This window comes from Pseudomonas syringae KCTC 12500 (genome assembly GCF_000507185.2).
GTDB classification, from domain to species: Bacteria; Pseudomonadota; Gammaproteobacteria; order Pseudomonadales; family Pseudomonadaceae; genus Aquipseudomonas; species Aquipseudomonas syringae.
Map to the genome: position 1 here is coordinate 1930145 of NZ_AYTM02000002.1, position 26144 is coordinate 1956288.

Below are 26144 nucleotides of genomic sequence, written 5' to 3' on the forward strand. Positions count from 1 at the left end.
CCCGCGCCCGCCGACGCTAAGTTCAAGCGGGCCGTCCTACAGGTTCAAACTACGAATGAATGCTTTAGCCCGCCGCGCCGCAGGCCTGCTGCTCAGCACAATTTGTCTGCCTTTGACAGCATTGGCTGCCGATCCGCAACCGACTCACGAATTCACCCTCGACAATGGCCTGAAGGTTGTTGTCCGCGAAGACCACCGGGCTCCAGTGGTGGTTTCGCAGATCTGGTACAAAGTCGGCTCCAGCTACGAAACGCCGGGCCAGACCGGTCTGTCCCACGCGCTTGAGCACATGATGTTCAAAGGCAGCAGCAAAACCGGACCGGGCGAGTCTTCGCTGATTCTGCGCGATCTGGGCGCTGAAGAGAATGCGTTCACCAGCGACGACTACACCGCTTATTACCAGGTGCTGGCGCGAGACCGTCTGGGCGTAGCGCTGGAACTGGAAGCCGATCGCATGGCGACCCTGAAACTGCCCGCCGACGAGTTCAGCCGCGAGATCGAGGTTATCAAGGAAGAGCGTCGCCTGCGTACCGATGACCAGCCAATGGGCAAGGCGTTCGAGCGTTTCAAGGCGATGGCCTACCCTGCCAGCGGTTACCACACACCGACCATCGGCTGGATGGCGGACCTGGAGCGCATGAAGGTCGAAGAACTGCGCCACTGGTACGAATCCTGGTATGCGCCGAACAACGCCACGCTGGTAGTGGTCGGTGATGTGCAGCCGGACGACGTCAAAGCCCTGGCAGAACGCTTCTTCGGATCGATCCCGCGCCGCGATGTACCGCCGTCGAAAAAACCGCTTGAACTGGCCGAACCCGGTGAGCGCAAGATCACCCTTCACGTCAAAACCCAGTTGCCGAGCCTGATCTACGGTTTCAACGTACCGAGTGTCGCAACTGCTGAGGATCCACGCTCGGCCAACGCACTGCGCCTGATTGCAGCGCTGCTCGACGGTGGTTACAGCGCACGCATTTCCTCACGCCTGGAACGTGGCGAAGAGCTGGTCTCCGGTGCCTCGTCGCGTTACGACGCGTTCGCTCGCGGCGACAGCCTGTTCATGATCAGCGCCACACCCAACCTGCAGAAGAAGAAAACCCTGGCCGACGTGGAAGCCGGAATCTGGCGCCTGCTCGATGAGCTGAAAACCAAGGCACCGTCCGCCGAGGAGCTGGAGCGTGTCCGGGCTCAGGTAATTGCCAGTGTGGTCTACGAGCGCGACTCGATCACCAGCCAGGCAACCATGATCGGAGAGCTGGAAACCGTCGGCCTGTCCTGGAAGCTGATGGACAATGAACTGGAGGCGCTGCAGAGCGTAACCCCGCAAGACATCCAGAAAGCTGCCAACACCTATTTCACCCGTGAGCGCCTCAGCGTTGCGCACGTTCTGCCTGAGGAGAAAGCCAAATGATCACGCGCAATGCTCCACGTCATGCGCTGCTTGGCCTGATCCTGGCCGGTTCGCTCGGTGCCTTTGTCGCACTGCCAGCCCTGGCCGACGACGCCCCTGCCGAGCCAAGCCAGGCCGCTCCCGCGCTGGGCAGCAACTTGCAGACTCTCAAGGAACTGGACGGCAAGGCTCCGGCCCGTCGCGCCCTGAATATCCAGACCTGGAATACCGCCGAGGGCGCTCGCGTGCTGTTCGTGGAGTCCCGCGAGTTGCCGATGTTCGACATGCGTCTGACGTTCGCTGCGGGCAGCAGCCAGGACCAGAAATCGCCCGGCATTGCCCTGCTGACCAACGCCATGCTCAACGAAGGCATCAAAGGCAAGGACGTCAACGCGATCGCCCAGGGTTTCGAAGGTCTGGGCGCCGACTTCAGCAACGGATCCTACCGCGACATGGCGGTGGCTTCGTTACGCAGCCTGAGTGCTGCGGACAAGCGCGATCCGGCCCTGAAGCTGTTCAGTGAAGTGGTGGGCAAGCCCACCTTCCCTGCCGATTCTCTGGCCCGCATCAAGAACCAGTTGATCGCCAGCTTCGAGACTCAGAAACAGAACCCAGGCGCTATCGCCAGCAAGGAACTGTTCAATCGTCTGTACGGCGATCACCCCTACGCTCACCCGAGCGAAGGCGACGCCAAGAGCGTCAATGCCATCACCCTGGCTCAGCTCAAGGCATTCCACGCCAAGGGCTATGCGGCGGGCAATGCAGTGATTGCTCTGGTCGGTGACCTGTCGCGAGACGAAGCACAGGCCATCGCGGCACAGGTCTCGGCCTCGTTGCCCAAAGGCCCGGCGCTGGCCAAGGTCGCTGATCCGGTCGAGCCCAAGGCCGGCACTACGCACATCGAATTCGCCTCCAACCAGACGCATCAGATGCTCGCGCAGCTGGGTGTCGACCGCAACGATCCGGACTACGCGGCGCTGACCGTGGGTAACTCGGTCTTGGGCGGTGGCGGCTTCGGCAGCCGGCTGATGACCGAAGTGCGGGAAAAACGCGGCCTGACCTACGGCGTGTCTTCCGGCTTCACCGCCATGCAGGTGGCGGGGCCATTCATGATCGGCCTGCAGACGCGCGCGGAAATGAGCGAAAACACCCTCAAGCTGGTGCAGGACATCATTCGAGACTTCCTCGCCAATGGTCCGACCCAGAAAGAAGTCGACGATGTGAAGCGCGAACTGACCGGTAGCTTCCCGCTGACCGCAGCCAGCAATTCGGCCATCGTGGGACAGTTGGGCGCCATCGGCTTCTACAACCTGCCGTTGACCTACCTCGAGGACTACATGGCCACCGCCCAGAACGTGACCGTCGAACAGGTGAAAGCGGCAATGAGCAAGCACCTGAGCGCCGACAAGATGGTCATCGTCACCGTGGGCCCGACCGTTGAGCAAAAACCATTGCCGGCGCCGACCGACAAACCCGTCCGCCAACCTGCAGGGGTCCCGGAACACTGATGGCCAATCCACGTCCGAAGGGCCACAACGGCCTGGGTCAGCTTCGTATCATCGGCGGAGAATGGGGCAGCCGCCGCCTGACCTTCCCCGACGCCCCAGGCTTGCGCCCGACACCTGATCGCGTGCGCGAAACCCTGTTCAACTGGCTGGCCCCCTACATCGCCGGTGCCAGGGTGCTGGACGTTTTCACGGGCAGCGGCGCGCTGTATTTCGAAGCCTTGTCGCGTGGCGCCAGCATGGGCCTGGCCCTGGACAGCAACGCGGCAGCCATCGCCAGCCTGCGCCAGAACCTCAATGCACTGAACTGCACCAGCGGCCAGGTCTCCCAGACCGACGCCCTGCGCCATCTGGAAACCGCCACCGCGTCGCCCTTCGACGTCGTGTTCCTCGACCCGCCCTTCCATCAGGGCCTGCTGGCTTCAGCCTGCAACCTGCTGGAAAGCCACGGCTGGCTGGCCGACACCGCCTGGATCTACACCGAAAGCGAAACACCGCCATCGACCACCGGCTTGCCGGGCAGCTGGCGATTGCACCGCGAGAAAAAGGCCGGGCAGGTGTATTACGCCTTGTGGCAGCGGGGCTAGCCCAAGTACCACTGAATGGAGCGTTTGGCGCGCTCCATTCCTGCCTCAATCCCCTCCCAGATAATGCGACCTACTTGAATCAAGATGTCGAACTGGTCGATTATCTGGATTACCACTGAGCGGAGGTCCCCGTGGAAATGCATAACCCCCCACATCCGGGCGAAATCCTGCTTGAAGAGGTGATTCCCGGTCTGCAGACCACGGTTTCGGAGTTCGCCAGCCATCTGGGTTTTGCCAGAGAGACCCTTTCGGAAATACTGCATGGCCTTGCGCCTGTAAGCCCTGACCTGGCAGTAAGGCTTGAACGGGCGGGCATCAGCAGCGCGCGTCTATGGCTGAGCATTCAGGCCGATCACGACCTTTGGCAGGCCGAGCATCGCGAGCAGCCGCCAATCGAGCCTTATGTCAGAGCAGGTCAAGGTTAGCAACGCGTCGCGGGGACAAGCCACCACGCTACTTGAATTCCCCCCTTACATCCCGGACTGCTTAGTGGCAACGTATAGCCAGTCACCCCTGAACTGATCGTTGAGCAAGCACGTGTCCACACGCCCTACCTTTCTGTCCCATGCCAATCCATTCGTCCCGGCCGTCGGCATGGGCAATCCGCATTTGCAGACGCTTTGGGGGCCGCTGCTGCGCAAGCCGACGTTGCTGGCGCGGACGCGCGAGCGGTTGTGGTTGCAGGATGGGGACTTTCTGGACATGGACTGGCATGGTCCGGATGAGTCCGATAAACCCTTGGTGCTGGTATTGCACGGCCTGACCGGGTCGTCCAACTCGCCCTATGTTGCCGGCCTGCAAAAGGCCATGGCTGCGCTGGGCTGGCCGAGTGTGGCGTTGAACTGGCGCGGTTGCTCGGGAGAACCCAACCTGCTGTCGCGCAGTTATCATTCCGGGGCGAGCGAGGATCTGGCCGAGGTGATCGCCCATTTGCGTTCGCTGCGGCCATTGGCCCCGATTTATGCGGCGGGGTATTCGCTGGGCGGCAATGTGCTGCTCAAGTACCTCGGCGAATCCGGCGCTGGCAGTGATTTACAGGGCGCCGTGGCGGTGTCTGTGCCGTTTCGTCTGGACGAATGCGCCAACCGTATCGGTCAAGGCTTCTCGCGGGTTTATCAGCGCCACTTCATGCGCGAAATGCTGGCCTATATCCGTGACAAGCAGCATCGGTTCCAGCATGAAGGCATCAGCGAGGGCCTGGCCGAACTCGCCGCGCTGGGCTCACTGGAGAACATGCGCACCTTCTGGGACTTCGATGGCCGGGTGACTGCGCCGCTGCACGGTTTTACCGATGCCACGGATTATTACCGCAGGGCGTCCAGCCGCTACTACCTGGGCCAGATTCAGACGCCGACGCTGATCATCCAGTCCAGCGACGACCCGTTCGTGTTCCCTCACAGCCTGCCCGAGCCCAGCGAGCTATCGTCCTGCACCGAATTCGAACTGCACACCAAGGGCGGGCATGTCGGCTTCGTCGAAGGCTCGCTTCGTAATCCGCGCTATTACCTCGAACGTCGCATCCCGCTGTGGCTATGCGCCGCCCAAGAGCGCGACGGCTCGCCCACCAGTTGATAACTGATAACGAATCAATCGGCGCCCGTGGCGATTTCACGCTCAGGATCGTTGATCCACTCGCTCCACGAACCCGCATACAGCGTTGCCAGCGGATAGCCGGCCAGACACAGGGCGAACAGGTTGTGGCAGGCGGTGACACCTGAACCGCAATAGGACACCAGGCTCTCGGGCGGGCGGCCCTGCAGCTTTTCAGCGAAACGCTGCCTGAGCTGCTCGGGCGGCAAAAAGCGTCCATCCGCGCCAAGGTTGTCAGTACAGGCCGCACACTGCGCACCGGGAATATGCCCGGCCACCGGATCCAGAGGTTCTACGTCGCCTCGAAAGCGGGCTTCGGCGCGCGCGTCGATCAAGGTCATTTCCGGGCGTCCCAGACGACCCTGCAAGCGACTGCCGCTGAGCACCATGGACATGTCCGGCTCACCGCTGAAATGACCGGGTTCACGGTTGGGCGCATCGAGGCTCAACGGCAGCCCCGCGGCGTGCCAGGCCTTCAGCCCGCCATCGAGCAGGTAGACGCCTTCACGCTTGCCCATCCAGGCCAGCAACCACCAGGCCCGTGCGGCATACATTCCCGGACCATCGTCATAGAGCACCACATCGCTGTCGGCGTTGATGCCCCATGCCTGAAAGCATTGCAGCAAAGCGGCGGGATCGGGCAGTGGATGACGTCCGGTCTTGCCCTTTATCACAGGCCCGCTGAGGTCGCGCTTCAGATCGGCAAAAGACGCGCCTTCGATACGCCCCTGGGCATAACTGCGTTGACCATAGTCGGAGTCTTCGAGCGCGTAGCGGCAATCGAGAATCACCAGGCCTGGAGTTTTCTGGCGTTCAGCCAGGTGCTCAGGGTTGATCAGTTGCGCAATGGACATGACACTCTCCCGTGGCAGAGAACCGACAAGCTGGCTGCTCTTCGGTCCCGGAATTCACATCAGAACCTCTGGCAGCGATGCGTGAAACGTTTCGCACAGTGCATCGAACGCTTCGCGAGCCTGAGGCGCGACAAAAACAGATTCGAGCATAAGTACCTGATAGACGCCACGTCGAATAGCCGATTGGTTGATCTCCGTAGAGTTTTCCCGATTGGTGCACAGAAAACGCACCCACGACGTCAGGACGATCCAGGTGTTGAGACTGGTCCATTCGATCTGCGACTCATCCATCTTCAGGATGCCTGCCTTGATGAATCCCCGGTAGATGGTCATCGCCTGCATCAGGCAGCGGTATGAAAAACGCCGATAACGCCGCGCCAGTTCCTCATCCGACGTCAGCAGGTGCTCAAGGTCACGGTGCAGAAAACGATAGCGCCACATGGCGTCGATGATCGCCAGGAAGTAATCGCGCTTGTCCTCGATGGTCGGCGTACGGTCGGCTGGCAGGGTCAGGAAACTGCCGATCAGCACCTCGTATTCGGAGAACAGTTCGGCGATGATCGCCTGCTTGTTGGCGAAGTGGTAATAGAGATTGCCGGGCGAAATTTCCATGTGCGCAGCGATGTGATTGGTGGTCACACTACGCTCGCCCTGCTGATTGAACAGTTCCAGACTGGTTTGCACGATTCGTTCACGGGTTTTGGTACGCGGTGCCATGCTGGGTCAGACCACTCTATGCTGATCAGATGATGGCAATCTTAGCGCAGGCTGATGCTGCAATGGTGGCAGAATCGTTGCGGTAAGAGTGTCAGGTCGACGCAGGCATACACATCTGGGTCAACACCGAACGCATCGAAAAGCCCGAGAACACCCCGCTCGTCAATCAGCGTCCGTCTTACAAACTTTTTCATCCGCCGACCAGCCATCTGTGACTGCGCCAAATAGCCCCAAAATCAGGGATTTCAGCAGAAACATGGCCGATAATCGGCGCAATACGACGTTTGATACCTGCCGCGCAGCTTGGCCCATCGGGAAGGCTGCGATACCATCCGAATCCCACAACGGACTCCGACCAGGACGACGCGATGAACCGAGTGTTGTACCCAGGCACCTTCGACCCGATTACCAAGGGCCATGGAGATTTGGTCGAGCGCGCCTCGCGCCTGTTCGACCAAGTGGTCATTGCGGTTGCCGCCAGCCCGAAGAAAAACCCGCTGTTCCCTCTGGAGCAACGCGTCGAGCTGGCCCGCGAAGTCACCAAACACTTGCCCAATGTGGAAGTGGTCGGTTTTTCGACCCTGCTGGCGCATTTTGCCAAGGAACAGAATGCCAATGTCTTTCTGCGCGGACTTCGTGCCGTGTCGGATTTCGAATACGAGTTTCAGTTGGCCAATATGAATCGTCAGCTGGCACCGGACGTCGAAAGCCTGTTCCTCACGCCCTCGGAGCGCTACTCGTTCATTTCCTCGACGTTAGTGCGGGAAATCGCCGCGTTGGGCGGTGATATCACCAAATTCGTACATCCTGCAGTTGCCCAGGCGCTGACCGAGCGCTTCAAGCGCTAGACTCGCTGCATGTGAAGGTGCATCCCGAAGCCTAATGCGGCACAATTCGCCGCATTGGTTTTAATGTGCCCCGGCGTCGGCTGCGGCAGGAGCAATTCATGTCCCTTATCATCACTGACGATTGCATTAACTGCGACGTCTGCGAACCCGAGTGCCCAAACGAGGCGATTTCACAAGGTGAGGAGATCTACGTGATCAACCCGAACCTGTGCACCGAATGCGTCGGTCACTACGACGAGCCTCAATGTCAGCAAGTTTGCCCGGTCGACTGCATCCCTCTGGATGAGAATCACGTCGAGAGCAAAGAACAGTTGATGGACAAGTACCGGATCATCACCAGCAAGGCCTGATAACGGCCTTTACTGCTGCTTGCCGTACCCGTCGCCCGTGCAACCCAGGCAACGCACGAAGGCTGCCTTGCCCGGATCCACCACCAGCGCCTTGCCCGTTGCCCCAAGGTTGCCGCCTGCCGCTGCAAAAGGCGCGGCGATCACGAACAGGCCTGTGCCGATAACGGTGGCCGCGATCAACAAGGGTCGGGCAATCAGCAAGTCACCGATCATGGCAAACGCCGGCGGGTTCTGGATGGTGTAGACCGGATCGCCGCTGCCTGTGGTGACATCGGCGGCAACCGCTGGCAGCGCCTGCAGGCCGGTGAACAACACCAGCGTGGCAGCGAGAATACGAAACGGGCTCATGGCTTGATCCTTCAGGCGTAGCAAATAATTAAGGTGCCATCACTATAAACAGGGCTGTGGGTTAAGCAAATGGCCCAGAGCCCCTGTCATGCGTATTTCAGCGCTGACATTTCGGGCAGTAAACGCTGGCGCGCTGGCCCAGCTTGACCTCACGCAGCGTCGTACCGCATACCTTGCATGGCTGACCGCCACGCCCATACGCAAACAATTCCTGCTGGAAATACCCGGGCTTGCCGTCGCCGCCAATGAAGTCACGCAGGGTGGTGCCGCCACGCTCTATCGCGTAGGCCAGAATGCGCTTGATCTCGATGGCCAGCTTCAGGTAACGCGCCCGGGACACACTCCCGGCTTCGCGGCGCGGGTCGATGCCCGCGGCGAACAGCGCTTCGGTCGCATAGATATTGCCCACCCCGACCACAACGGCGTTGTCCATGACGAACGGCTTGACCGCGATCGACTTGCCACGCGAACGCTCGTAAAGACGTTGACCATCGAACAGATCGGTCAGCGGCTCCGGCCCCAGGCGGATCAACAGTTCGTGGTTGTGCGGATCAAGGCTCCAGAGCATCGCGCCGAAGCGACGCGGGTCGGTGTATCGCAAGGCCAGCCCGGACTCCAGTTCGATATCGACGTGCTCATGCTTGAGCGCCGGAAGCCCGGCTTCGACCAGACGCAGATTCCCGGACATGCCCAGATGGCTGATCAAGGTGCCCACCTCAGCCTGGATCAGCAGGTACTTGGCGCGCCGATCGACCTGCACGATGCGCTGGCCGGACAGGCGAACGTCCAGATCTTCGGGAATGGGCCAGCGCAAGCGGCTGTCGCGCACGATCACGCGGCTGACGCGCTGACCTTCAAGATGCGGCGCAATGCCGCGACGGGTGGTTTCGACTTCAGGTAATTCAGGCATGGACAACTCGGTCGTGCAGAAAGGACAGGCCGGGACGGCGCCGGATCAGCGCGCGCCCAGCTCGCGAATGCTTTCCCTCAGGTATTCAAAGTCATATTCGGACAGCGCGACGTAATCCAGCACCAGCGGCCCGACACTTTCCCACTCGTGATCAACATCCTGACTGCCCAGCACACGGTAGGACTGGCAGATATGTTCAGCCATTTTCAGCGGAGCCAGCAGATTCTTGAGCGTGGGATCGCGGCTTGAGTCGTCCTGAAAGATCGCCAATGCGTTGTGATGATTGGCGATGGCGTTGGTGACGTGCTCCGGCAAACGCCAGGATTTGGCCGTGTAATAACCCACCACAGAATGGTTGGTGTCGAACGCACGGTTTTCAGTGTCGACCACCCGACAGTCAGGTCCGGCATTGGCGTAGGCCTCCTCCAGCACCGTCATGTAATCGGGAAAGCGCTTGAGCATCAGCGGGATACCGCAGTCATGAAACAGACCCAGCGCATAGGATTCATCCACCGTTTGCGAGCCGATGCGCTTGGCCAGCGTCAGACTGGTCATCGCCACATCCTGGGCCGTGTCCCAGAAGCGGTTCAACGTCACAATGGCCTCGTCAGTCATCTCGCCTCTGATCGACTGTGCGTTGATCAGATTGATGACGGTACGACTGCCGAGCAGATTTACCGCCTTATCGATCGAGGCGATCTTGCTGGACAGACCGTAATGCGCCGAGTTAACGATCTTCAGCAGCGCCCCGGACAACCCCGGATCCTGTGCAATCAAGCGCGCGATGGCACCCAGATCCGGATCAGGCATGTACTGCTCCATCTGCAGATCAACCATGATCTGTGGCTGGGGAGGCACGCTGATGCCCTGCAACGCTAGCTGTATCTGCTCGGAGGTAAGCTCTTCGGACATAGGTATTCACTCGCAGTAATGGCTGGATTCTCCCCTCTTGGACGTGAACGGTCCATCACTCCGGACGAAGATTTTCTCGGAACTTTGCCTTGTATATAGCTTCGGACCCTAAGTACATGGCGTAGACGGCAGCCTCAAAAAGGCCTGCCGTGCGTCATCCATCAAGCCTGACACTGGAGGATCCCATGTCCAAAGCACTGACTGGCAAGCGCATCGCAATACTTGTAACCGACGGTTTCGAACAGGTTGAATTGACCGGTCCGAAAGAAGCGCTGGAGCAAGCAGGCGCCACCGTGGAAATCCTTTCCGCTGAAGAAGGCAAAGTCAAAGGCTGGAATCACGACAAGCCAGCTGACGACTTCAAGGTAGACCGGACTTTCAAGGCTGCCAATGCCACCGACTACCACGGCGTAGTCCTGCCGGGCGGCGTACAGAATTCCGACACCATTCGCGTCGACACTGACGCGCAGCAAATCGTCAAAGACATAGACGCTGCCGGCAAACCGCTGGCCGTCATCTGTCATGGCGGCTGGCTGTTGATTTCTGCCGGCCTGGTTAAGGGCAAGACGCTGACGAGCTTCAACTCCCTGAAAGACGACCTGGTCAACGCGGGCGCAAAATGGGTCGATCAGGAAGTCGTCACCGACGACAAGCTGATCAGCAGCCGCCAGCCCGACGACATCCCCGCCTTCAACAGCAAACTGATTGAAGCACTGTCTGCCTGACAGATTCCGTCAGTTAATTGCAGTCATCCCGGCCCAGCGCCGAGATGACGCGCTATAATCCCGCTCTTTTTTCAGGAGCGACGTCATGTCCCTGCCTAGCTTGCGCCTCAAAGCCAACGCCGACCGCCGCCTGCGCGCCGGTCATCTGTGGGTCTACAGCAACGAGATCGATGTAGCCGCCACCCCACTGCATGGTTTTGCAGCCGGTGATCAGGCCATCCTCGAAGCTGCGGGCGGCAAGCCGCTGGGCATCGTCGCCATGAGCCCCAACAACCTGATCTGCGCACGCCTGCTGTCCCGCGACATCAAGCTGCCGCTCGACAAGTCTCTGCTCGTCCACCGCCTCAATGTTGCGCTGTCGCTGCGTGAGCGTCTGTTCGACAAGCCCTTCTATCGCCTGGTCTACGGAGATTCCGACCTGCTGCCGGGTCTGGTGGTCGATCGTTTCGGTGACATTCTGGTCGTTCAGCTGGCCTCGGCCACGATGGAAAACCACAAGGAAGACATCATTGCGGCGCTGGTCCAGGTCATCAAGCCAAGCGGTATTCTGTTCAAAAACGATTCGGCGGCTCGCGACGCGGAAGGCCTGAATCGTTACGTCGAAACCGTGTTCGGTCTGGTACCGGAATGGGTCGCGCTGGAAGAGAACGGCGTGAAGTTCGAAGCACCGGTCATGGCCGGGCAAAAAACCGGCTGGTTCTATGACCACCGCATGAACCGCGCGCGCATCGCCCCTTACGTCAAAGGCAAGCGTGTGCTCGACCTCTACAGCTATATCGGTGGCTGGGGGATTCAGGCAGCGGCTTTCGGTGCCAGCGATGTCACCTGCGTCGACGCGTCGTCCTTCGCCCTGGATGGCGTGGAGCGCAACGCAGCCCTGAACGGTTTTGCAGAAAAGATGACCTGCATCGAAGGCGATGTCTTCGAAGCACTCAAGGAACTGAAAGCCGCTGAAGAACGTTTCGACGTGATCGTCGCCGACCCGCCGGCGTTCATCAAACGCAAGAAAGACATGAAAAACGGTGAAGGCGCCTACCGCCGCCTGAACGAGCAAGCCATGCGCCTGCTCAGCAAGGACGGCATTCTGGTCAGCGCGTCGTGCTCGATGCACCTGCCGGAAGACGACCTGCAGAACATCCTCCTGACCAGCGCCCGCCATCTGGACCGCAACATCCAGCTGCTGGAACGCGGCGGCCAGGGCCCGGACCATCCGGTACACCCGGCCATTGCCGAAACGCGCTACATCAAGAGCATCACCTGCCGGCTGCTGCCCAACAGTTGACACCGAAGCGCCCGGCCTCGTCGCGCCTACAAGCGCTCGCTGTTCCTGACTATAGTGCCAATGCGCTGCATTGGCATGCCGTTCCGGACGCGCAGCGCGACAGCGCAAAGTCATGCTTTGCCTGTAGTCACTGGTCATAAAAACGCTCTTTTATCACAGTGGCACTGACGACGCAGAGTGTGTGGGATAACTGCACACTCCCGATCAAACCCTGCCCAACACTCCCCGCACGCCCAGCAACAGCAGAAAGTGCAGCGGATAGATCGCATAGGCCCAGCGCCGCATCGGGATCACTGCGAACCCGGGCTTTGCCCGCAGCAGCGCGATGCCCAGCAAAGGCGCCAACACGCAAGCCACTATCGAACCGATGGAAATCGGATCGCCCCAGCTCGCACCGGCAAACATCTGGGGCCAAGCATTACCCGCCAGACAAAAGACCGCCGGGAACAACGCATACCAAAGTCGCTTTTCCAGCACCAGCACAAAGACCAGCGGCAGCAGCACACCGGCAAAGCCAAACATCAGGTATTTCTGGAAGATCGCCGTCAGCAGCAAGGCGACAAGGGCCATCACTCGGGTTGTCGGATTGCGCTGCTGCCAGCCCTGAGCAATCACCAGCCCCAGCAGCAGGGTCGGCATCACATTCAGCACGCTCGCGTCAGCCATGAACAGCCGATACGGGATCTCCGACAACCCGGCAAACACCAGCAGCCAGCCCAGATAGCGCCATTGCACCCGCGGGGCCACAATCGCTGCGCTGCGCCGGGAAAGATTCACGGCAATTGCCAGGCAGAACCAGGGAAAGGCAAAACGCCCCGGCACGTAAAGAAAATCGACTGACCAGCCCACATAGCGAAGGTGGTCAAGCACCATACTCAACATCGCCAGCCACTTGAGCAGGTCCAGCGCCTTGTTGCGTCCGGGCAGAAAAGGCGGGTTGGAAAGATCCATAGTGCTCCTGAATAGGGAATTGCGTCATGCAGCCAACACATGACCGAACCTTATATTGTCGCTACAGTGCGCACCATAATTGCCCATAAGGAATCGGCCATGACAGACCAAAGCCAACAGTTCGCCAGCGACAACTATTCCGGTATCTGCCCTGAAGCCTGGGCAGCCATGGAGCAGGCGAACAAGGGCCATCAACGCGCTTATGGTGATGATCAATGGACTGCACGCGCCTCGGATGATTTCCGCCGACTGTTCGAAACCGACTGCGAAGTGTTTTTCGCCTTCAACGGCACGGCGGCCAACTCGCTGGCGCTGTCATCGCTGTGCCAGAGTTACCACAGTGTCATCTGTTCGGAAACGGCTCACGTCGAAACCGATGAATGCGGTGCGCCGGAGTTTTTCTCCAACGGCTCCAAACTGCTGACCGCACGCAGCGCGGGCGGCAAGCTGACCCCGGAATCGATTCGTGAAGTGGCGCTCAAGCGTCAGGACATTCACTACCCCAAGCCGCGCGTGGTGACCCTCACCCAGGCCACTGAGGTGGGCGGCGTCTATCAGCCGGAAGAACTCAAGGCGATCAGCGCGACCTGCAAAGAACTGGGCCTGCATCTGCACATGGACGGTGCCCGCTTCTCCAATGCCTGCGCCTTTCTGGAGGCCTCCCCGGCTGAACTGACCTGGAAGTCCGGCGTTGACGTGTTGTGCTTCGGCGGCACCAAAAACGGTATGGCGGTGGGCGAAGCCATTCTGTTTTTCGACCATGATCTGGCTGAAGACTTCGACTATCGCTGCAAGCAGGCCGGGCAACTGGCGTCGAAAATGCGCTTCCTGTCTGCACCGTGGGTCGGCCTGCTGGAAAACGACGCCTGGCTCAAACACGCCCGCCACGCCAACCGCTGTGCGCAACTGCTCGCCGAACTGGTCAAGGACATTCCTGGCGTGGAGCTGATGTTCCCGGTGCAGGCCAATGGCGTGTTCCTGCAGCTGTCGGAGCCGGCCATTGCTGCATTGACCGCGCGAGGCTGGCGCTTCTATACCTTCATCGGCAACGGCGGCGCACGTTTCATGTGCTCGTGGGACACCGAAGAAGAGCGCGTGCGTGAACTGGCCGCCGATATCAGGCTGGTAATGCAGGGCTGAGGCGTCTGGATCAAGCTTGCAGGTGCAGCCTGACGAGCGACGGGGTAATCTCCTTCTCAATGGCAAACGGCCCGCAAGGCCGTCCGGACTTTACCGACCGCCCTCAAGAAGGAGCTTGTCTGCATGTTCGATTTCTCCGCCCGGCTCAAGCAGCATTTCGCTGCCCTGCAGAGTGAAGCGCAATTCTTTTCCGTACGTTACGTGCACCGCACCGGCCAACGCCTGTGCGTGCGCAAGAATGTGGCCGAGCCGCCGTCACTGATCAGCGACGAGGGCGCCATGCTGACCGTGCGCCTGAATGGCGTTGAAGCCTACGCCGCCACCAACGACATTTCCCTGAAGGGTTTGCAGGCTGCCTTGCAGCAGGCCGAAACCCTGGCCCGCCGTCTGGCACCGCATGCGCTGCTGGACCTGAGCGATCAGGCGGTCTCGAGCGCCAAGGCTGACTACCTGTCGCCAAACATGGATCAAGCCTTCCCATCGCTGAGCGACTGCATCGGCCTATTGATGGCCGAGTGCAGCGCGGTCCCTGTGGACGAACGTCTGGTCAACTGGCAGGCCATACTGGGGCTGGAAACCGTCGAGCAAATCTACCTCAACAGCGCGGGCGCGCAATTGCGTCAGGCGCAGCGCTTTGTGTTTCCGGGCATGAGCGTGACGGCCTACGACGGTCGCGACAGCCAGACGCGCACTCTGGGCGGGCATAACTTCGGCCAGCAAGGTGGCATCGAAGTGCTGAGCAGTTGTGGCCTGATCGGGTCTGCCGCCAACGTCGCCGACGAAGCGTTGCAGCTGATCCTCGCCCCCAATACGCCATCAGGCCCACGCGACCTGCTGCTGATGCCCGATCAGATGGTCCTGCAGATTCACGAGTCCATCGGCCATCCCCTGGAGCTGGACCGGATTCTCGGTGACGAGCGCAATTACGCAGGCACCAGTTTCGTCAAAACGACTGACTTCGGCACCCTGCAATACGGCTCCAGCCTGCTGAACGTAACTTTCGACCCGGAGATTCCCGAGCAGTTGGCCAGCTACGCGCACGATGACGATGGTACGTCAGCCAGCAAGCAGTTCCTGATTCGTGACGGCCTGCTGCAACGCCCGCTCGGCGGTGCCCTGTCGCAATACCGCAGCGGCCTGGCGGGCGTCGCCAACAGCCGCGCCTCCAGCTGGAACCGTGCCCCCATCGATCGCATGGCTAACCTGAACATCGAACCGGGTGACCAGTCGCTGGACAGTCTGATCGGCAACATCGAGCACGGCATTCTGATGTCGAGCAATCGCTCCTGGTCCATCGACGATGCACGCAACAAATTCCAGTTCGGCTGCGAATGGGGCCAACTGATCGAGAACGGCGAGCTCAAGGGCTTGGTGAAAAACCCCAATTATCGGGCGATCTCTGCGCAGTTCTGGAAAAACCTCAGCGCAGTCGGTGATGCCAGCACCTTTCAGGTCCTCGGCACGCCGAATTGCGGCAAGGGCGAACCCAACCAGGTGATCCGTGTAGGTCATGCCTCTCCGGCGTGCGTGTTTGCCAATGTCGATGTGTTTGGAGGAGATGCCTGATGTCGCACCAACAGCAGTTCGAGGCGCTGGTCGCCGTGCTCAAGGCTGCCATCAGCCCAACGGAACACTTCACTCTGGCCTACGACGCCGAGGCGTCTGACTTCATCCGGTTCAACCACGGCCAGGTTCGACAGGCCGGGAGCGTCCAGCAGGTCATCGTGACGTTCAAACTGATCGATGACGGCCGGCATGCCAATCTGGAACTGACCTTGTCCGGCGACGCCGAGACCGACCAGCAGCGCCTTGTCGACGCCCTGCAACAACTGCGCGAAACACTGCCGTCGCTGGCCAGGGATCCCTATCTGTTGCCAAACACGAATGCCTGGCAAAGCAGCAACGTTCAAGACTTGCCGCTGCCGGACAGCGCCCGGGTCGTCGAGCAGATCAGCGAACTGGCAGGCGATCTGGACCTGGTAGGTTTCTATGCGGCAGGCCCGCTTTACCGCGGCTTCGCCAGTTCGTGGGGCGCGCTGGGCTGGCATCAGGCCAACAGCTTCAATTTCGACTGGAGCCTGTTTCACGAAAACGGCCAGGCAGTGAAAGCCAACTACGCGGGTCACCACTGGAGCGACGAAGCCTTCGCGCAGCGTTTTCAGCAGGCCCGCGAACAGCTGGAATTTCTCGGCCGCCCGCTGCATGCGCTAAAGCCCGGACAATACCGCGCGTACCTGGCGCCAGCGGCTCTGGACGAAGTCATCGGCATGCTCACCTGGGGCGGATTTTCCGCGCAGTCACTGGCCAGTAAACGCAGCCCGCTACAAAGGCTGTATGACGGCGAGACACTTTTCAGCCCGCTGGTCAACTTCGACGAGCAAGTCAGCGGTTCGCTCTCGCCGGCGTTTTCACGCGAAGGCTACCCACGCAAGGACCTGAAACTGATCGTCGACGGGCAAGCCCGCGATCGACTGGTGGATTCGAGCAGCGCTGCCGAATACGACCTGCCTGCCAACGGCGCGGATGATGGCGAAGGTCCAAGCGCGTTGAGCATTGCCGGCGGTTCGCTGGAGCTGGATCAGATCCTTGCAAGGCTCGGTACCGGTCTTTACATCAGTAACCTGTGGTACCTGAACTTCTCCGACCGCGCCGCTGCGCGCCTCACCGGAATGACACGTTTCGCAACGTTCTGGGTCGAAGAGGGCAAGATCGTCGCGCCGGTGAGCACCATGCGTTTCGATGACAGCGCCTACAGCCTGCTGGGCAGCGCACTGGAGGACCTGACCAAAGAAAGGGAACTGATTCTCCAATCGAGTACCTACAGTCAGCGCCAGACTGGTTCAATCCAGTTGCCTGGCGCATTGATCAGCCGACTTACCCTCACGCTATAGCAGGAGCCTATGCAGAACTCAGCAGCGCCGATCATGGACGAAAAGACCCTGCGCTGGATGCCCTGGGTCATCGCCATCGCATTCTTCATGCAAAGCCTGGACGGCACGATTCTCAACACCGCCTTGCCGTCCATGGCCCGCTCGCTGGCAGAAGACCCATTGCGCATGCAGTCGGTCGTCATCGCCTACATGCTGACCATTGCGCTGCTGATCCCGGCTTCGGGCTGGATCGCCGACCGGTTCGGGATCAAGCGCATCTTCTTCAGCGCCATCCTGCTGTTCAGCTTCGGATCGTTGCTGTGTGCGCTGTCCTGGTCATTGAACGTATTGGTGGCCGCCCGGGTGATTCAGGGGCTGGGGGGCGCGCTGATGCTGCCCATCGGACGCCTGATCGTATTGCGCGCCTATCCGCGATCGGAGCTGGTGCGGATCATGGGTTTTATCACCGTGCCGGGCCTTTTGGGTCCGTTGCTGGGTCCGACGCTTGGCGGCTGGATGGTCGAGTACCTGAGCTGGCACTGGATTTTCCTGATCAACATTCTGGTCGGCATCCTCGGTTGCTATGCCGTCAAACACTTCATCCCTGATCTTCCGGGAGGCGGTCGAACGCGGTTTGACGGCGTCGGCTTCATCCTGTTTGGCGCGGCGATGGTATTGATCACCATTGCTCTGGAGGGCCTGGGCGAGCTGCACTTGCCACACATGCGCGTGGTGCTGCTGCTGTTTGCCGGAATGGGCTGCCTGGCAGCGTATTGGCTGCGTGCCGGGCACATAGAATCGCCGTTGTTTGCCCCGTCACTGTTCCGTACCCGGACGTTTGCGGTCGGCATCATGGGCAACCTGTTCGCCCGCTTGGGCAGCGGTGCCCTGCCGTTTCTGGTGCCGTTGCTGCTGCAAGTAGCGCTGGGATATTCGCCATCTCAGGCGGGTATGAGCATGTTGCCGCTGGCGGCCGCGGGCATGTTCGCCAAGACCGTCGCCCGCTGGCTGATCGAGCGGCTGGGCTATCGCACGATTCTGACCGGCAACACACTGCTGCTGGGCATCCTCCTGGCCAGCCTGGCGCTGGTGGATGTGCAAACCCCCTACTGGGTATTGCTCGTGCATCTGGGACTGCTCGGCGCGGTCAACTCCTTGCAGTTCACGGCCATGAATACGGTCACACTGATCGATCTGGACGATGCCAGCGCAGCAAGTGGCAACAGCCTGCTTTCGGTGGTAGCGCAGCTCTCGCTGAGTCTTGGCGTGGCAAGCGCAGCAGCCTTGCTGGGTGGTTTCAGCGAAGAAGTTGCCACCGGCGAGGTCAGCAGCATGTTGGGGGCATTCCAGCTGACCTTCCTGAGTGTCGGGGTGCTGGCGATGTTTGCAGCAGGTATTTTTCTGCAATTGCCAGCGAAGGAACACCGCGTGGCCAAAGCCTGATTGACAACGGCACGTGACTAGAGCAAATCTGCAAAGCGAATTCCCCTGAAAAATGGGGGGTTCGCCCGAAAAATCAACGAATTTGAGTATCCGACCAGATACACTGAAGAACCTGGACAACCGGCCGACACTTTTATAGCACTAAGCCACTGTGGTCTCTTGTAAGCACGGGCCGCATGATGCAACCTTGCCATACGCGAAAGTGGGTTTTACCCCCGTCGCGACTAGTATTTCGGAAGCGAGTTTGTTCATGAAAAGCCAAACCGATGCTGCCGGTAGATCCGCAGCCGAGGTAGTGACGCAATTGCCAGTGCCTTCGCGCCTGGGAATGCTGCGTTTCGAGCGGCTGAATGAAGCCAATTGGGCGCTATTGTTTCTCGATCCAAATTGCGAAAGGCAGTTCGGACTGGCAGCCGTTGACCTTTGTGCCTTGATTGGATCCCCTTACGCCAGCCTCATGGAGCCGGAAGCTCGTTATCAACTGCACGATGACATCCAGCAGCAACTGGCCTCTTCCCCGAATTACCTGATCCGCTACACCCTTCACACCCCCAAAGGCCCCCTTGGCCTGCTGGAAATCGGCGAAGCCTACAAACAGCACAACCGCCATCTATTACGTGGTTATTTTCTGATCGTCGAAGGCCTTGTCACGACTGGCGAACCCGTCACGGACTCCGATCTGGAAACCCGCAACCTGCGCCTGCAGATTGCCCTGGAACTCAATCAGCGCGCCCAGCGCGACCAGTTTGCCCACCTGGAACGCGTGCGTGCCCAGCAGGATCTGATCCTGCGCCTGACCCGACATCGCTACACCACGGCCAACACCTTGCTCGAAGCGGCGGAGCTGATCACCAAAAGCGCCTGCGATATTTACGATGTCGACCACGTCAGTATCTGGAACCTCAACGACAAGCGCCTGGAGCCGATCACCGACTACAGCCGCGAAACCGGCGACTACCAGTCGCGCACGCCGGTGGATATCAGCCCCTACCCCACCTACCTGCAAGCGCTGAATACCAGCCGGGCGATCGACGCCAGCAATATCCAGACTGACCCGCGTACCTGCGAAATGGCCAAAATCCTGAACCCGGGAGAAACCAGGGCGGTTCTCGATGCCAGTATTCGCATCGATGGTCAGGTGATCGGTGTGCTGTGTCTGGAACAGTCCGGCTCGACGCGCGAATGGCAGTCCGACGAGATCGCCTTCGCCGGCGAGCTGGCGGACCAGTTTGCCCAGGTCATCAACAACCATAACCGTCGCGCTGCGACCAACGCACTGCACCTGTTCCAGCGCGCGGTAGAACAAAGCGCCAACGCCTTTCTGCTGGTCAACTGCAACGGCGTGGTCGAATACGTAAACCCGAGTTTCACGGCGATCACCCAGTACAGTTCGGAGGAAGTCTCCGGTCACAAGCTGTCGGAATTGCCCGCGCTGGAAAACCTCAACCAGTTGCTGCTGGAAGCCAACTCCAGTCTGACCAACAGCAACAGTTGGCAGGGCGAGTTCAAAAGCCGGCGCAAGAACCTCGAACCCTACTGGGGCCAGCTGTCGATTTCCAAGGTGTATGGCGACAATCGCGAGCTGACCCACTATATCGGCATCTACGAAGACATCACCCAGAGCAAGCTGGCCCAGCAGCGCATCGAGCGCCTGGCGTACACCGATAACCTGACCAACCTCGGCAACCGTCCGGCCTTTATCCGCAATCTGGACGAACGCTTTGCACGCGACACCGATACGCCGATGAGCCTGTTGCTGGTCGACATCGATAATTTCAAGCGCATCAACGACAGCCTCGGCCACCAGACCGGTGACAAACTGCTGATGCCTGGCGCGGCGCCTGCGCAACACCTTGAGCCCGTCCGATGTGCTGGCGCGCTTTGCCAGTAATGAATTTGCCGTGCTGATCGACAACACCGATCAGGAAGCCGGACAGGCCACCGCCACCCAGGTGCTGGCCACGCTGGACAAGCCGATGTTCGTCGACAATCAGTTGATCAGCGTCACCGGTTCGGTGGGTCTCGCCTGCGCGCCGCTGCATGGTCGTGATCCGCAGACCCTGATGAAAAACGCCGGTCTGGCCCTGCACAAGGCCAAAGCCAACGGCAAACATCAGGTTCAGGTGTTCACCGAAGCATTGAATGCCGAGGCCAGCTACAAACTGTTCGTGGAAAACAACCTGCGCCGCGCCCTGACCCAGAACGAGCTGGAGGTGTTCTATCAGCCCAAGCTGTGCCTGCTGACCGGTCGTCTGCTGGGAATGGAGGCGCTGTTGCGCTGGAACCATCCTGAAAAAGGCATGATCCGACCGGACCAGTTCATCAGCGTGGCCGAAGAGACCGGCCTGATCATCCCCATCGGTAAATGGGTCGCGCGTCAGTCCTGTCGCATGAGCAAGGACCTGACCGCCGCAGGGTTCGGCAACCTGCAAGTAGCCATCAATGTATCGCCCAAGCAGTTCTCCGACCCGGAACTGGTGTCGTCGATTGCCGCCATCCTCAAAGAAGAAGAGCTTGACCCTTCGCTGCTGGAGCTGGAGCTGACCGAAGGCCTGTTGCTGGAAGCGACAGAAGACACCCGCCAGCAACTCGACTCGTTGAAGAAGCTCGGCCTGTCGTTGGCCATGGACGACTTCGGCACCGGTTACTCGTCATTCAGTTACCTGAAGAAATTCCCCATCGATGTGATCAAGATCGATCGCAGTTTCATCCGCGATATTCCGGATGATGAAGACGACATGGAAATCACCTCTGCGGTCATCGCCATGGCCCACAACCTCAAGCTCAAAGTGGTCGCCGAAGGCATTGAAACCGCGGCTCAGCTGGCCTTCCTGCGGCGCCATCGCTGCGATGTCGGCCAGGGCTATCTGTTCGACAGACCTATCCCCGGCGAAGAGCTGATCAAGAAACTGAAGCGTTACCCTCGTCGCCCATCCGCCTGACAACCTTCCCTGCACCCCGCTCTCTCGGGCACACTGTCAATCTGTTATTACACGGCAGCACTTGTTTCTGCGTGTAACGGGACCTATACATTTGTATTGATCATCCGTCCTGACCGCCGCTGCCTGTCTCCACACGAGAGGATTTGGTTCATGACTTTGCGCTCGGAAATTCTAGTGAATAAAAACGTACTGCCTACCGCCGAACAAGCACTACCGGGTCGTGAAATACCTATGGCGCTTCCGGAAACTCACTTCGTCAACGGCAATCCGCTGTTGGGACCGTTTTCGAGCGATGTCGAATTCGCCATCTTCGGCATGGGTTGCTTCTGGGGCGCAGAACGTCGTCTGTGGCAACAGGAAGGTGTGGTGAGCACTGTCGCCGGCTACGCGGGCGGATTTACCCCGAACCCGACTTACGAAGAAGTCTGCTCCGGGCTGACCGGCCACACCGAAGTGGTGTTGGTGGTCTACGAGCCAGCAAAAATCAGCTATGAAGCACTGCTGAAAGTGTTCTGGGAAGTGCATAACCCGACTCAAGGCATGCGTCAGGGCAATGACATCGGCACTCAGTATCGCTCGGTGATTTACTGCACCACTCCCGAACAGCTCGACGCCGCCAAAGCCAGTGCCGAAACGTTCCAGGCGGAACTGAACAAGGCCGGTAAGGGCACCATCACCACCGAAATCGAGCAGGCCCCGACGGTTTACTTTGCCGAAGCCTACCACCAGCAATACCTGGCCAAGAACCCACAGGGCTACTGCGGGCTGGGCGGCACCGGGGTGTGCATGCCGGCCTGATTCGCGCCTGGCGGCCCGGAAACAGCGTTTTTCAGGCTTCTGCCCGCAGGGCGCAAGAGCGAACTTGTTCGCGAAGATAGTAGTTCAGGTGACGCATTTTCGCCGAATATACTGGCCCTTTCGCGAACAAGTTCGCTCCTACGACCTACGGTCAGAATCAAAAGCGAGCTTATGTATAACGCTGAGCTCCGCGTGGGAATGCAGTTCTGGACGCTCTGCGTCCGCTAGGCAGCGCAACTCGGCCTGGCTATGAACACGCCTACTCCGCAATCAACCAGTCCATCTTCCAGCCGCCTTGCGTCTGGCCCAGTTTCTGGGCGAGGTATGGCATCAGTTCGCGCAGTTCTTCTTCCAGACCCCATGGCGGGTTGGCGATGGCCAGGCCTGAACCGTTGAGGCTGGCCGGTGTGTCCAGCGGGTGGACGAACAATTCAACGCGCAACAGCTTGGGCGCGCCAGTTTCCGCCAGGTCCTGATAGAAGCGGCGCAGCAGGCGGGTATCCTTGATCGGGTACCAGATCGCCGCCACTGTCTGACGCATGCGCCCGATGGTTTCCTTGAGCGCCACCGCGCAACGCTTCATTTCATCGAGTTGCTCGAATGGCGGGTCGATGAGCATCACGGCGCGCTTTTCAGCCACGGGCAGCAAGGCGCGCGGGACATGCCAGCCTTCCCCAAGATGCACCGCCACGCGGCGGTCGCCCTTCATGTTCTCCTTGAGCAGACGCCCGTCTTCGGGGTGCTTCTCGTTGAGCAGCACCCGCTCGCGCTCGCGGGTCAGGCGGCGAGCCAGCTCCGGCGAACCGGGGTAGTAGCGCAGCTCGCCATCCGGGTTCATGTCGTGCAGCACTTGCAGATAGTCGGACGCCAGCGCAGGCAGATCCGTGGCGTTCCACAGGCGGCCGATACCTTCCAGCCATTCTCCGGTACGTGTGGCCTGATCGCCTTTGAGGTCGTACAGGCCGAGTCCGGCGTGGGTGTCGAGATAGGCGAACGGCTGCTCCTTGCGCGCCATGAGGGCGATCAGGCGAGTCAGGGTCAGGTGTTTGAAGACGTCGGCGTGGTTGCCGGCGTGGTAGGCGTGACGGTAATTCATGGCAGCTCCTGGCAAGCTGCGCAGTTTAGCAAACCTGAGCAATGAACAAGAATTTGTAACGAATTTGCGGGACTCGTCTCTTTCACTTGAAGGAAATTTCCGAGAAACTCCCGGCCCCTTGTGCCTGCCTGTTTCGATCTCTACTCTGCGCCCGTCGCTGCATATTCAGCGGTGAGGATTAGTAGCCCTCGTTATCCAGGCGCATTGCGCCACCTTGTGCAGGTGCCCTTTCACGGCCTGCGCTTTTATGGTGGTCGTGCGTGGGGCATCTTTGGATGCACCGGGGTTCCTGGACCGGGCTACTACCTGCGCATGATCACCACCCTCGATTAGTAGCCGACGGTGATGGTCTTCTAAAACTCCAGGAGATACATCACATGCTGAAAATCGTCCCCGATCCGCCCCTCTTCACCGCCAACCCCGATGTCAGCCCTGAAGACGCCCTGATGCATGCCAGTGACTTGCTGCGCTGCGCAGCCACCAGCGCCTGTGAATTCAGCGACAGCATGACCGGCAGCCAGCGCGACATGACGCTGTCGATCATGCACCTGGTGGAAATGGCCAAGGTCATGGTCGACAGAACCATAGACAACCTGCAAACCGAATGACCGCATGAACTGAAAACGACGCACTTGTAGCCAATCCTGCCACTCACGACAGGCAGGGGTTGCCCGCAGGCGGTTGTCCTTCCAGAATCGGAAAAAGCCCGATCAAAGGAACAGACGTCATGATGCACGCGGATTTGATTGACCAGGAAGACCTGCTCGGCCAGCTCAGAGCCCTGGGCTTCGAAGCACCCGGCGGCGCAACCGCTGAACAAGCCTGCGCAAACGCCGTCTGCGGCCTCAACGCCGAACGCGCGACCGCCTTGCGACGCCTGGTAGAACAACTCCTCACCGGCAGCGCCACCCTCCTCCCCGCCGTCCGCCAGGCGATCGACCAGCAACTGCTGCCCGCGCTGGCGGCTTATAAGCAGAGTCACAGTGGACCAGGTCAATAAACGCAGCGCTTATGCTTCAAAGAAGGATGCCGCTCTGAGCGCGTTGCACCAAATGCTCGGCAACATTTTGAGCGAGGGGTTTTAGTCCAGAGCATGATTGTCTGGTTGCCGAAAGATGAATGTGCACTTCCACCGCCGCAAATGAACGGGGATTCAGCGCACTTGATACAACTTACAGGTGAGTAATGACCTGCATTGCAACCAATGAGATAAGCGCTGCAATAGCTCCGGTTGCGAACGGCAAAAGACCAATGCGTGTAGCAAATGACTCCTTGGCGCTCATGCGTGCATCCAGATCAGCTATTTCATGACTGACGGATGAATCTGCTTTTGGATTCAAGGTATCCATAATGCGTCCTGTAAAAATAGGGTTCAGGCCTATCACACGTCCTGTGGGGGTTATAGGCATTCAGCTCGCAGTGCCAAGAGATGATTACTGCCGGGAGACCTCCGTGTAAATCGTCTTTATGATACAGAAATGCATCAGAGCCATTCCGCATGCGCGATACACCGCAATCCGCAATCCGCAGTTCCGTGACGCGGAGCGTCACGCAATGCATTCCCAGTTGGAGCGTGAGGAACGATAAGGCTCTGACTATCGTATCCATGCTCCGCGTGGGTATGCCGTTCGTGATGCTCTGCGTCACAGGGTTTCAGGCGTGCTCAATACTCAATCCGCACATCGCCCTTCGGCACGCTGCAGCAGGACAGAATGTACCCCTCTGCAACATCCTCGTCGGTAATGCCGCCGTTGTGCTCCATCTCGACTTCACCGCTCAGCTTCATGACCTTGCAGGTCCCGCAGATGCCCATGCCGCAGGCTTTGGGGATCATCAGGCCGAGTTTGGCGGCGGCGGCATGCACGGTTTCGCCCGGTCCCACGCGGATGCTCTTGCCAGTGTCGGTGAACTCCACCTGATGCAGGTCAGCAGCATCGACATCCGGCGCGTCGGCAGCGATTTCGGCCTGCTCGACGGCGTCGGCGCGGGCTTCTGGCGGTGTCGCACCGAACGACTCTTCATGGTACTGCGCCATGTTGAAGCCGTTTTCCTGCAACAGACGCTTGACCGCGGTCATGTAAGGCGTCGGCCCGCAGCAGAACACCTCGCGCTCCATGAAGTCGGGCGCCATCAGTTCAAGCATCTTCTGGTTCAGGTAGCCGCGATAACCCGCCCAAGGCTCGCCCAGCCCGTGTTTTTCACAGACCAGGTGCAGGTTGAAGTTGTCGATCCGCGACGCCATGTGCTCCAGCTCGCGATGGTAGATGATGTCTTTCGGTGAGCGCGCGCTGTGCACGAAAACCATGTCGACGTTGGCGTTGGTGTCGTAGAACCAGCGCGCCATGGACATCACCGGCGTGATACCGACACCGCCACTGAGGTAGAGAATCTTAGGGTTCGGGAAATCGATGGCGTTGAACAGCCCGACCGGCCCATGTACCGCCAGCTCCTGCCCTTCAATCAGCGTGTCATGCAGGTAGTTGGAAACCCTGCCGCCCGGCACGCGTTTGACGGTGATCGAAAAACTGTACGGCACCGATGGCGAACTGGAGATAGTGTAAGAACGCATGATCGGCAGGCCGTCGATCTCCAGCTCCAGGGTCACGAATTGGCCCGGCTTGAAGAAAAACATGATCGGCTGGTCGGCCATGAAGCAAAACGTGCGCACGTCCCAGGTTTCCTGGATGACTTTGACGACACGTACCAGGTGACGCCCGTTGGCCCATGTCTGGGTCGTGACCGGGCTCAGGAAACTTTGGGACATACTCGATCTCCACGGCCGACTGTCGGCCTCTCATGTTGCGGATTCTGCTTAACGCCCGAGGCGGCCATTTATCTATCAACGACATTCACGTACTTACCGCGACCAGCCCCGTCCAACAAGGCCTG

25 protein-coding genes and 1 pseudogene are annotated in these 26144 nt (G+C 59.7%); 17 read left to right on the top strand and 9 right to left on the bottom strand.

Annotation, left to right across the window (positions count from 1 at the left end):
* The first annotated feature begins 55 nt into the window (after nucleotides 1-55).
* From V476_RS09000 to V476_RS09020, 5 genes are all read left to right on the top strand, one after another.
* A complete protein-coding gene (locus V476_RS09000) occupies nucleotides 56-1408 on the top strand; it encodes a M16 family metallopeptidase (RefSeq protein WP_024961232.1) in 1353 nt (450 codons plus the stop codon).
* A complete protein-coding gene (locus V476_RS09005) occupies nucleotides 1405-2895 on the top strand; it encodes a M16 family metallopeptidase (protein ID WP_024961231.1) in 1491 nt (496 codons plus the stop codon). Before V476_RS09000 ends, V476_RS09005 begins: the two co-directional genes overlap by 4 nt.
* Complete coding sequence (gene rsmD, locus V476_RS09010) at nucleotides 2895-3479, top strand: 16S rRNA (guanine(966)-N(2))-methyltransferase RsmD (protein WP_003411937.1); 585 nt, start codon at nucleotides 2895-2897, stop codon at nucleotides 3477-3479. The genes V476_RS09005 and rsmD overlap by 1 nt, the downstream gene beginning before the upstream one ends.
* Before the next feature lie 131 nt (nucleotides 3480-3610).
* Nucleotides 3611-3904, top strand: a complete 294-nt coding sequence (locus V476_RS09015) for a HigA family addiction module antitoxin (RefSeq protein ID WP_024961230.1) — start codon at nucleotides 3611-3613, stop codon at nucleotides 3902-3904.
* Nucleotides 3905-4016: 112 nt separating this feature from the next.
* On the top strand, nucleotides 4017-5051 hold the full coding sequence (locus V476_RS09020; RefSeq protein ID WP_024649263.1) for a hydrolase: 1035 nt from the start codon (nucleotides 4017-4019) through the stop codon (nucleotides 5049-5051).
* A gap of 14 nt (nucleotides 5052-5065) precedes the next feature.
* Here the strand turns inward: V476_RS09020 and V476_RS09025 are convergent, their stop codons facing one another.
* Together V476_RS09025 and V476_RS09030 are read right to left on the bottom strand one after the other, a co-directional pair.
* Nucleotides 5066-5923: a sulfurtransferase gene (locus tag V476_RS09025; RefSeq protein ID WP_024961229.1), complete on the bottom strand. Its 858-nt coding sequence runs from the start codon at nucleotides 5921-5923 to the stop codon at nucleotides 5066-5068.
* A gap of 54 nt (nucleotides 5924-5977) precedes the next feature.
* The gene (locus tag V476_RS09030) at nucleotides 5978-6640 is read right to left on the bottom strand and encodes a TetR/AcrR family transcriptional regulator (RefSeq protein ID WP_003393649.1); all 663 of its coding nucleotides are present in this window, start codon (nucleotides 6638-6640) and stop codon (nucleotides 5978-5980) included.
* A gap of 368 nt (nucleotides 6641-7008) precedes the next feature.
* On the opposite strand from V476_RS09030, the gene coaD reads away from it, so the two are divergent.
* Together coaD and V476_RS09040 are read left to right on the top strand one after the other, a co-directional pair.
* A complete protein-coding gene (coaD, locus tag V476_RS09035) occupies nucleotides 7009-7488 on the top strand; it encodes a pantetheine-phosphate adenylyltransferase (protein ID WP_003348749.1) in 480 nt (159 codons plus the stop codon).
* Nucleotides 7489-7586: 98 nt separating this feature from the next.
* A complete protein-coding gene (locus V476_RS09040; protein WP_003316325.1) occupies nucleotides 7587-7838 on the top strand; it encodes a YfhL family 4Fe-4S dicluster ferredoxin in 252 nt (83 codons plus the stop codon).
* Nucleotides 7839-7847: 9 nt separating this feature from the next.
* Here V476_RS09040 and V476_RS09045 read toward each other — a convergent pair whose 3' ends face one another.
* The 3 genes from V476_RS09045 to V476_RS09055 all read right to left on the bottom strand — a co-directional run bounded on the left by V476_RS09045 (nucleotide 7848) and on the right by V476_RS09055 (nucleotide 9954).
* Nucleotides 7848-8186 (bottom strand): hypothetical protein, encoded by a 339-nt coding sequence (locus V476_RS09045; protein WP_003348751.1) that lies wholly within the window; start codon nucleotides 8184-8186, stop codon nucleotides 7848-7850.
* A 97-nt stretch (nucleotides 8187-8283) separates the two neighbouring features.
* Complete coding sequence (gene mutM / locus V476_RS09050) at nucleotides 8284-9096, bottom strand: bifunctional DNA-formamidopyrimidine glycosylase/DNA-(apurinic or apyrimidinic site) lyase (RefSeq protein WP_003316327.1); 813 nt, start codon at nucleotides 9094-9096, stop codon at nucleotides 8284-8286.
* A gap of 45 nt (nucleotides 9097-9141) precedes the next feature.
* Complete coding sequence (locus V476_RS09055) at nucleotides 9142-9954, bottom strand: HDOD domain-containing protein (protein WP_170855983.1); 813 nt, start codon at nucleotides 9952-9954, stop codon at nucleotides 9142-9144.
* 239 nt (nucleotides 9955-10193) lie between these two features.
* Between V476_RS09055 and V476_RS09060 the strand changes: the two genes are divergently transcribed.
* On the top strand, nucleotides 10194-10733 hold the full coding sequence (locus V476_RS09060) for a type 1 glutamine amidotransferase domain-containing protein (protein WP_024961228.1): 540 nt from the start codon (nucleotides 10194-10196) through the stop codon (nucleotides 10731-10733).
* Between the two features lie 85 nt (nucleotides 10734-10818).
* Entirely contained in the window at nucleotides 10819-12015 is a 1197-nt protein-coding gene (locus V476_RS09065; RefSeq protein WP_003393654.1) for a class I SAM-dependent rRNA methyltransferase, read from the top strand.
* Nucleotides 12016-12219: 204 nt separating this feature from the next.
* On the opposite strand, the gene V476_RS09070 is transcribed toward V476_RS09065, so the two are convergent.
* Nucleotides 12220-12966, bottom strand: coding sequence for a TraX family protein (locus V476_RS09070; protein WP_003316331.1), 747 nt, complete (start codon nucleotides 12964-12966; stop codon nucleotides 12220-12222).
* Nucleotides 12967-13065: 99 nt separating this feature from the next.
* Here V476_RS09070 and V476_RS09075 point away from each other — a divergent pair, with 99 nt between their 5' ends.
* The 6 genes and pseudogenes from V476_RS09075 (at nucleotide 13066) to msrA (ending at nucleotide 22159) form a co-directional block, all read left to right on the top strand.
* Nucleotides 13066-14106, top strand: coding sequence for a threonine aldolase family protein (locus V476_RS09075; RefSeq protein ID WP_003316332.1), 1041 nt, complete (start codon nucleotides 13066-13068; stop codon nucleotides 14104-14106).
* 123 nt (nucleotides 14107-14229) lie between these two features.
* Nucleotides 14230-15672: a TldD/PmbA family protein gene (locus V476_RS09080; RefSeq protein WP_024961227.1), complete on the top strand. Its 1443-nt coding sequence runs from the start codon at nucleotides 14230-14232 to the stop codon at nucleotides 15670-15672.
* Complete coding sequence (locus tag V476_RS09085; RefSeq protein WP_024961226.1) at nucleotides 15672-16997, top strand: TldD/PmbA family protein; 1326 nt, start codon at nucleotides 15672-15674, stop codon at nucleotides 16995-16997. Before V476_RS09080 ends, V476_RS09085 begins: the two co-directional genes overlap by 1 nt.
* A gap of 9 nt (nucleotides 16998-17006) precedes the next feature.
* Nucleotides 17007-18419, top strand: coding sequence for a multidrug transporter subunit MdtD (mdtD, locus tag V476_RS09090; protein WP_024961225.1), 1413 nt, complete (start codon nucleotides 17007-17009; stop codon nucleotides 18417-18419).
* Nucleotides 18420-18669: 250 nt separating this feature from the next.
* Nucleotides 18670-21361 (top strand): annotated as a pseudogene (locus V476_RS09095) (bifunctional diguanylate cyclase/phosphodiesterase).
* 150 nt (nucleotides 21362-21511) lie between these two features.
* Entirely contained in the window at nucleotides 21512-22159 is a 648-nt protein-coding gene (gene msrA / locus V476_RS09100) for a peptide-methionine (S)-S-oxide reductase MsrA (protein ID WP_024961224.1), read from the top strand.
* 259 nt (nucleotides 22160-22418) lie between these two features.
* On the opposite strand, the gene V476_RS09105 is transcribed toward msrA, so the two are convergent.
* The gene (locus V476_RS09105; protein WP_003347252.1) at nucleotides 22419-23255 is read right to left on the bottom strand and encodes a 23S rRNA (adenine(2030)-N(6))-methyltransferase RlmJ; all 837 of its coding nucleotides are present in this window, start codon (nucleotides 23253-23255) and stop codon (nucleotides 22419-22421) included.
* 377 nt (nucleotides 23256-23632) lie between these two features.
* Here V476_RS09105 and V476_RS09110 point away from each other — a divergent pair, with 377 nt between their 5' ends.
* Nucleotides 23633-23863, top strand: a complete 231-nt coding sequence (locus tag V476_RS09110) for a DUF6124 family protein (RefSeq protein ID WP_024961223.1) — start codon at nucleotides 23633-23635, stop codon at nucleotides 23861-23863.
* A 119-nt stretch (nucleotides 23864-23982) separates the two neighbouring features.
* Entirely contained in the window at nucleotides 23983-24255 is a 273-nt protein-coding gene (locus V476_RS09115) for a hypothetical protein (protein ID WP_003347256.1), read from the top strand.
* 172 nt (nucleotides 24256-24427) lie between these two features.
* On the opposite strand, the gene V476_RS28090 is transcribed toward V476_RS09115, so the two are convergent.
* Together V476_RS28090 and gbcB are read right to left on the bottom strand one after the other, a co-directional pair.
* Nucleotides 24428-24604, bottom strand: a complete 177-nt coding sequence (locus V476_RS28090; protein ID WP_154218250.1) for a hypothetical protein — start codon at nucleotides 24602-24604, stop codon at nucleotides 24428-24430.
* A gap of 314 nt (nucleotides 24605-24918) precedes the next feature.
* A complete protein-coding gene (gene gbcB, locus V476_RS09120) occupies nucleotides 24919-26019 on the bottom strand; it encodes a glycine-betaine demethylase subunit GbcB (RefSeq protein WP_003393669.1) in 1101 nt (366 codons plus the stop codon).
* Nucleotides 26020-26144: the final 125 nt, after the last annotated feature.

What these genes read in the sequence shown, in the direction of transcription:
- V476_RS09000 (WP_024961232.1), top strand. Translation starts at nt 56, where the DNA reads ATGAATGCTTTAGCCCGCCGCGCCGCAGGCCTGCTGCTCAGCACAATT.
- V476_RS09005 (WP_024961231.1), top strand. Translation starts at nt 1,405, where the DNA reads ATGATCACGCGCAATGCTCCACGTCATGCGCTGCTTGGCCTGATCCTG.
- rsmD (WP_003411937.1), top strand. Translation starts at nt 2,895, where the DNA reads ATGGCCAATCCACGTCCGAAGGGCCACAACGGCCTGGGTCAGCTTCGT.
- V476_RS09025 (WP_024961229.1), bottom strand. Translation starts at nt 5,923, where the DNA reads ATGTCCATTGCGCAACTGATCAACCCTGAGCACCTGGCTGAACGCCAG.
- V476_RS09030 (WP_003393649.1), bottom strand. Translation starts at nt 6,640, where the DNA reads ATGGCACCGCGTACCAAAACCCGTGAACGAATCGTGCAAACCAGTCTG.
- coaD (WP_003348749.1), top strand. Translation starts at nt 7,009, where the DNA reads ATGAACCGAGTGTTGTACCCAGGCACCTTCGACCCGATTACCAAGGGC.
- V476_RS09040 (WP_003316325.1), top strand. Translation starts at nt 7,587, where the DNA reads ATGTCCCTTATCATCACTGACGATTGCATTAACTGCGACGTCTGCGAA.
- V476_RS09045 (WP_003348751.1), bottom strand. Translation starts at nt 8,186, where the DNA reads ATGAGCCCGTTTCGTATTCTCGCTGCCACGCTGGTGTTGTTCACCGGC.
- mutM (WP_003316327.1), bottom strand. Translation starts at nt 9,096, where the DNA reads ATGCCTGAATTACCTGAAGTCGAAACCACCCGTCGCGGCATTGCGCCG.
- V476_RS09060 (WP_024961228.1), top strand. Translation starts at nt 10,194, where the DNA reads ATGTCCAAAGCACTGACTGGCAAGCGCATCGCAATACTTGTAACCGAC.
- V476_RS09065 (WP_003393654.1), top strand. Translation starts at nt 10,819, where the DNA reads ATGTCCCTGCCTAGCTTGCGCCTCAAAGCCAACGCCGACCGCCGCCTG.
- V476_RS09070 (WP_003316331.1), bottom strand. Translation starts at nt 12,966, where the DNA reads ATGGATCTTTCCAACCCGCCTTTTCTGCCCGGACGCAACAAGGCGCTG.
- V476_RS09075 (WP_003316332.1), top strand. Translation starts at nt 13,066, where the DNA reads ATGACAGACCAAAGCCAACAGTTCGCCAGCGACAACTATTCCGGTATC.
- V476_RS09080 (WP_024961227.1), top strand. Translation starts at nt 14,230, where the DNA reads ATGTTCGATTTCTCCGCCCGGCTCAAGCAGCATTTCGCTGCCCTGCAG.
- V476_RS09085 (WP_024961226.1), top strand. Translation starts at nt 15,672, where the DNA reads ATGTCGCACCAACAGCAGTTCGAGGCGCTGGTCGCCGTGCTCAAGGCT.
- mdtD (WP_024961225.1), top strand. Translation starts at nt 17,007, where the DNA reads ATGCAGAACTCAGCAGCGCCGATCATGGACGAAAAGACCCTGCGCTGG.
- msrA (WP_024961224.1), top strand. Translation starts at nt 21,512, where the DNA reads ATGACTTTGCGCTCGGAAATTCTAGTGAATAAAAACGTACTGCCTACC.
- V476_RS09105 (WP_003347252.1), bottom strand. Translation starts at nt 23,255, where the DNA reads ATGAATTACCGTCACGCCTACCACGCCGGCAACCACGCCGACGTCTTC.
- V476_RS09110 (WP_024961223.1), top strand. Translation starts at nt 23,633, where the DNA reads ATGCTGAAAATCGTCCCCGATCCGCCCCTCTTCACCGCCAACCCCGAT.
- V476_RS09115 (WP_003347256.1), top strand. Translation starts at nt 23,983, where the DNA reads ATGATGCACGCGGATTTGATTGACCAGGAAGACCTGCTCGGCCAGCTC.
- V476_RS28090 (WP_154218250.1), bottom strand. Translation starts at nt 24,604, where the DNA reads ATGGATACCTTGAATCCAAAAGCAGATTCATCCGTCAGTCATGAAATA.
- gbcB (WP_003393669.1), bottom strand. Translation starts at nt 26,019, where the DNA reads ATGTCCCAAAGTTTCCTGAGCCCGGTCACGACCCAGACATGGGCCAAC.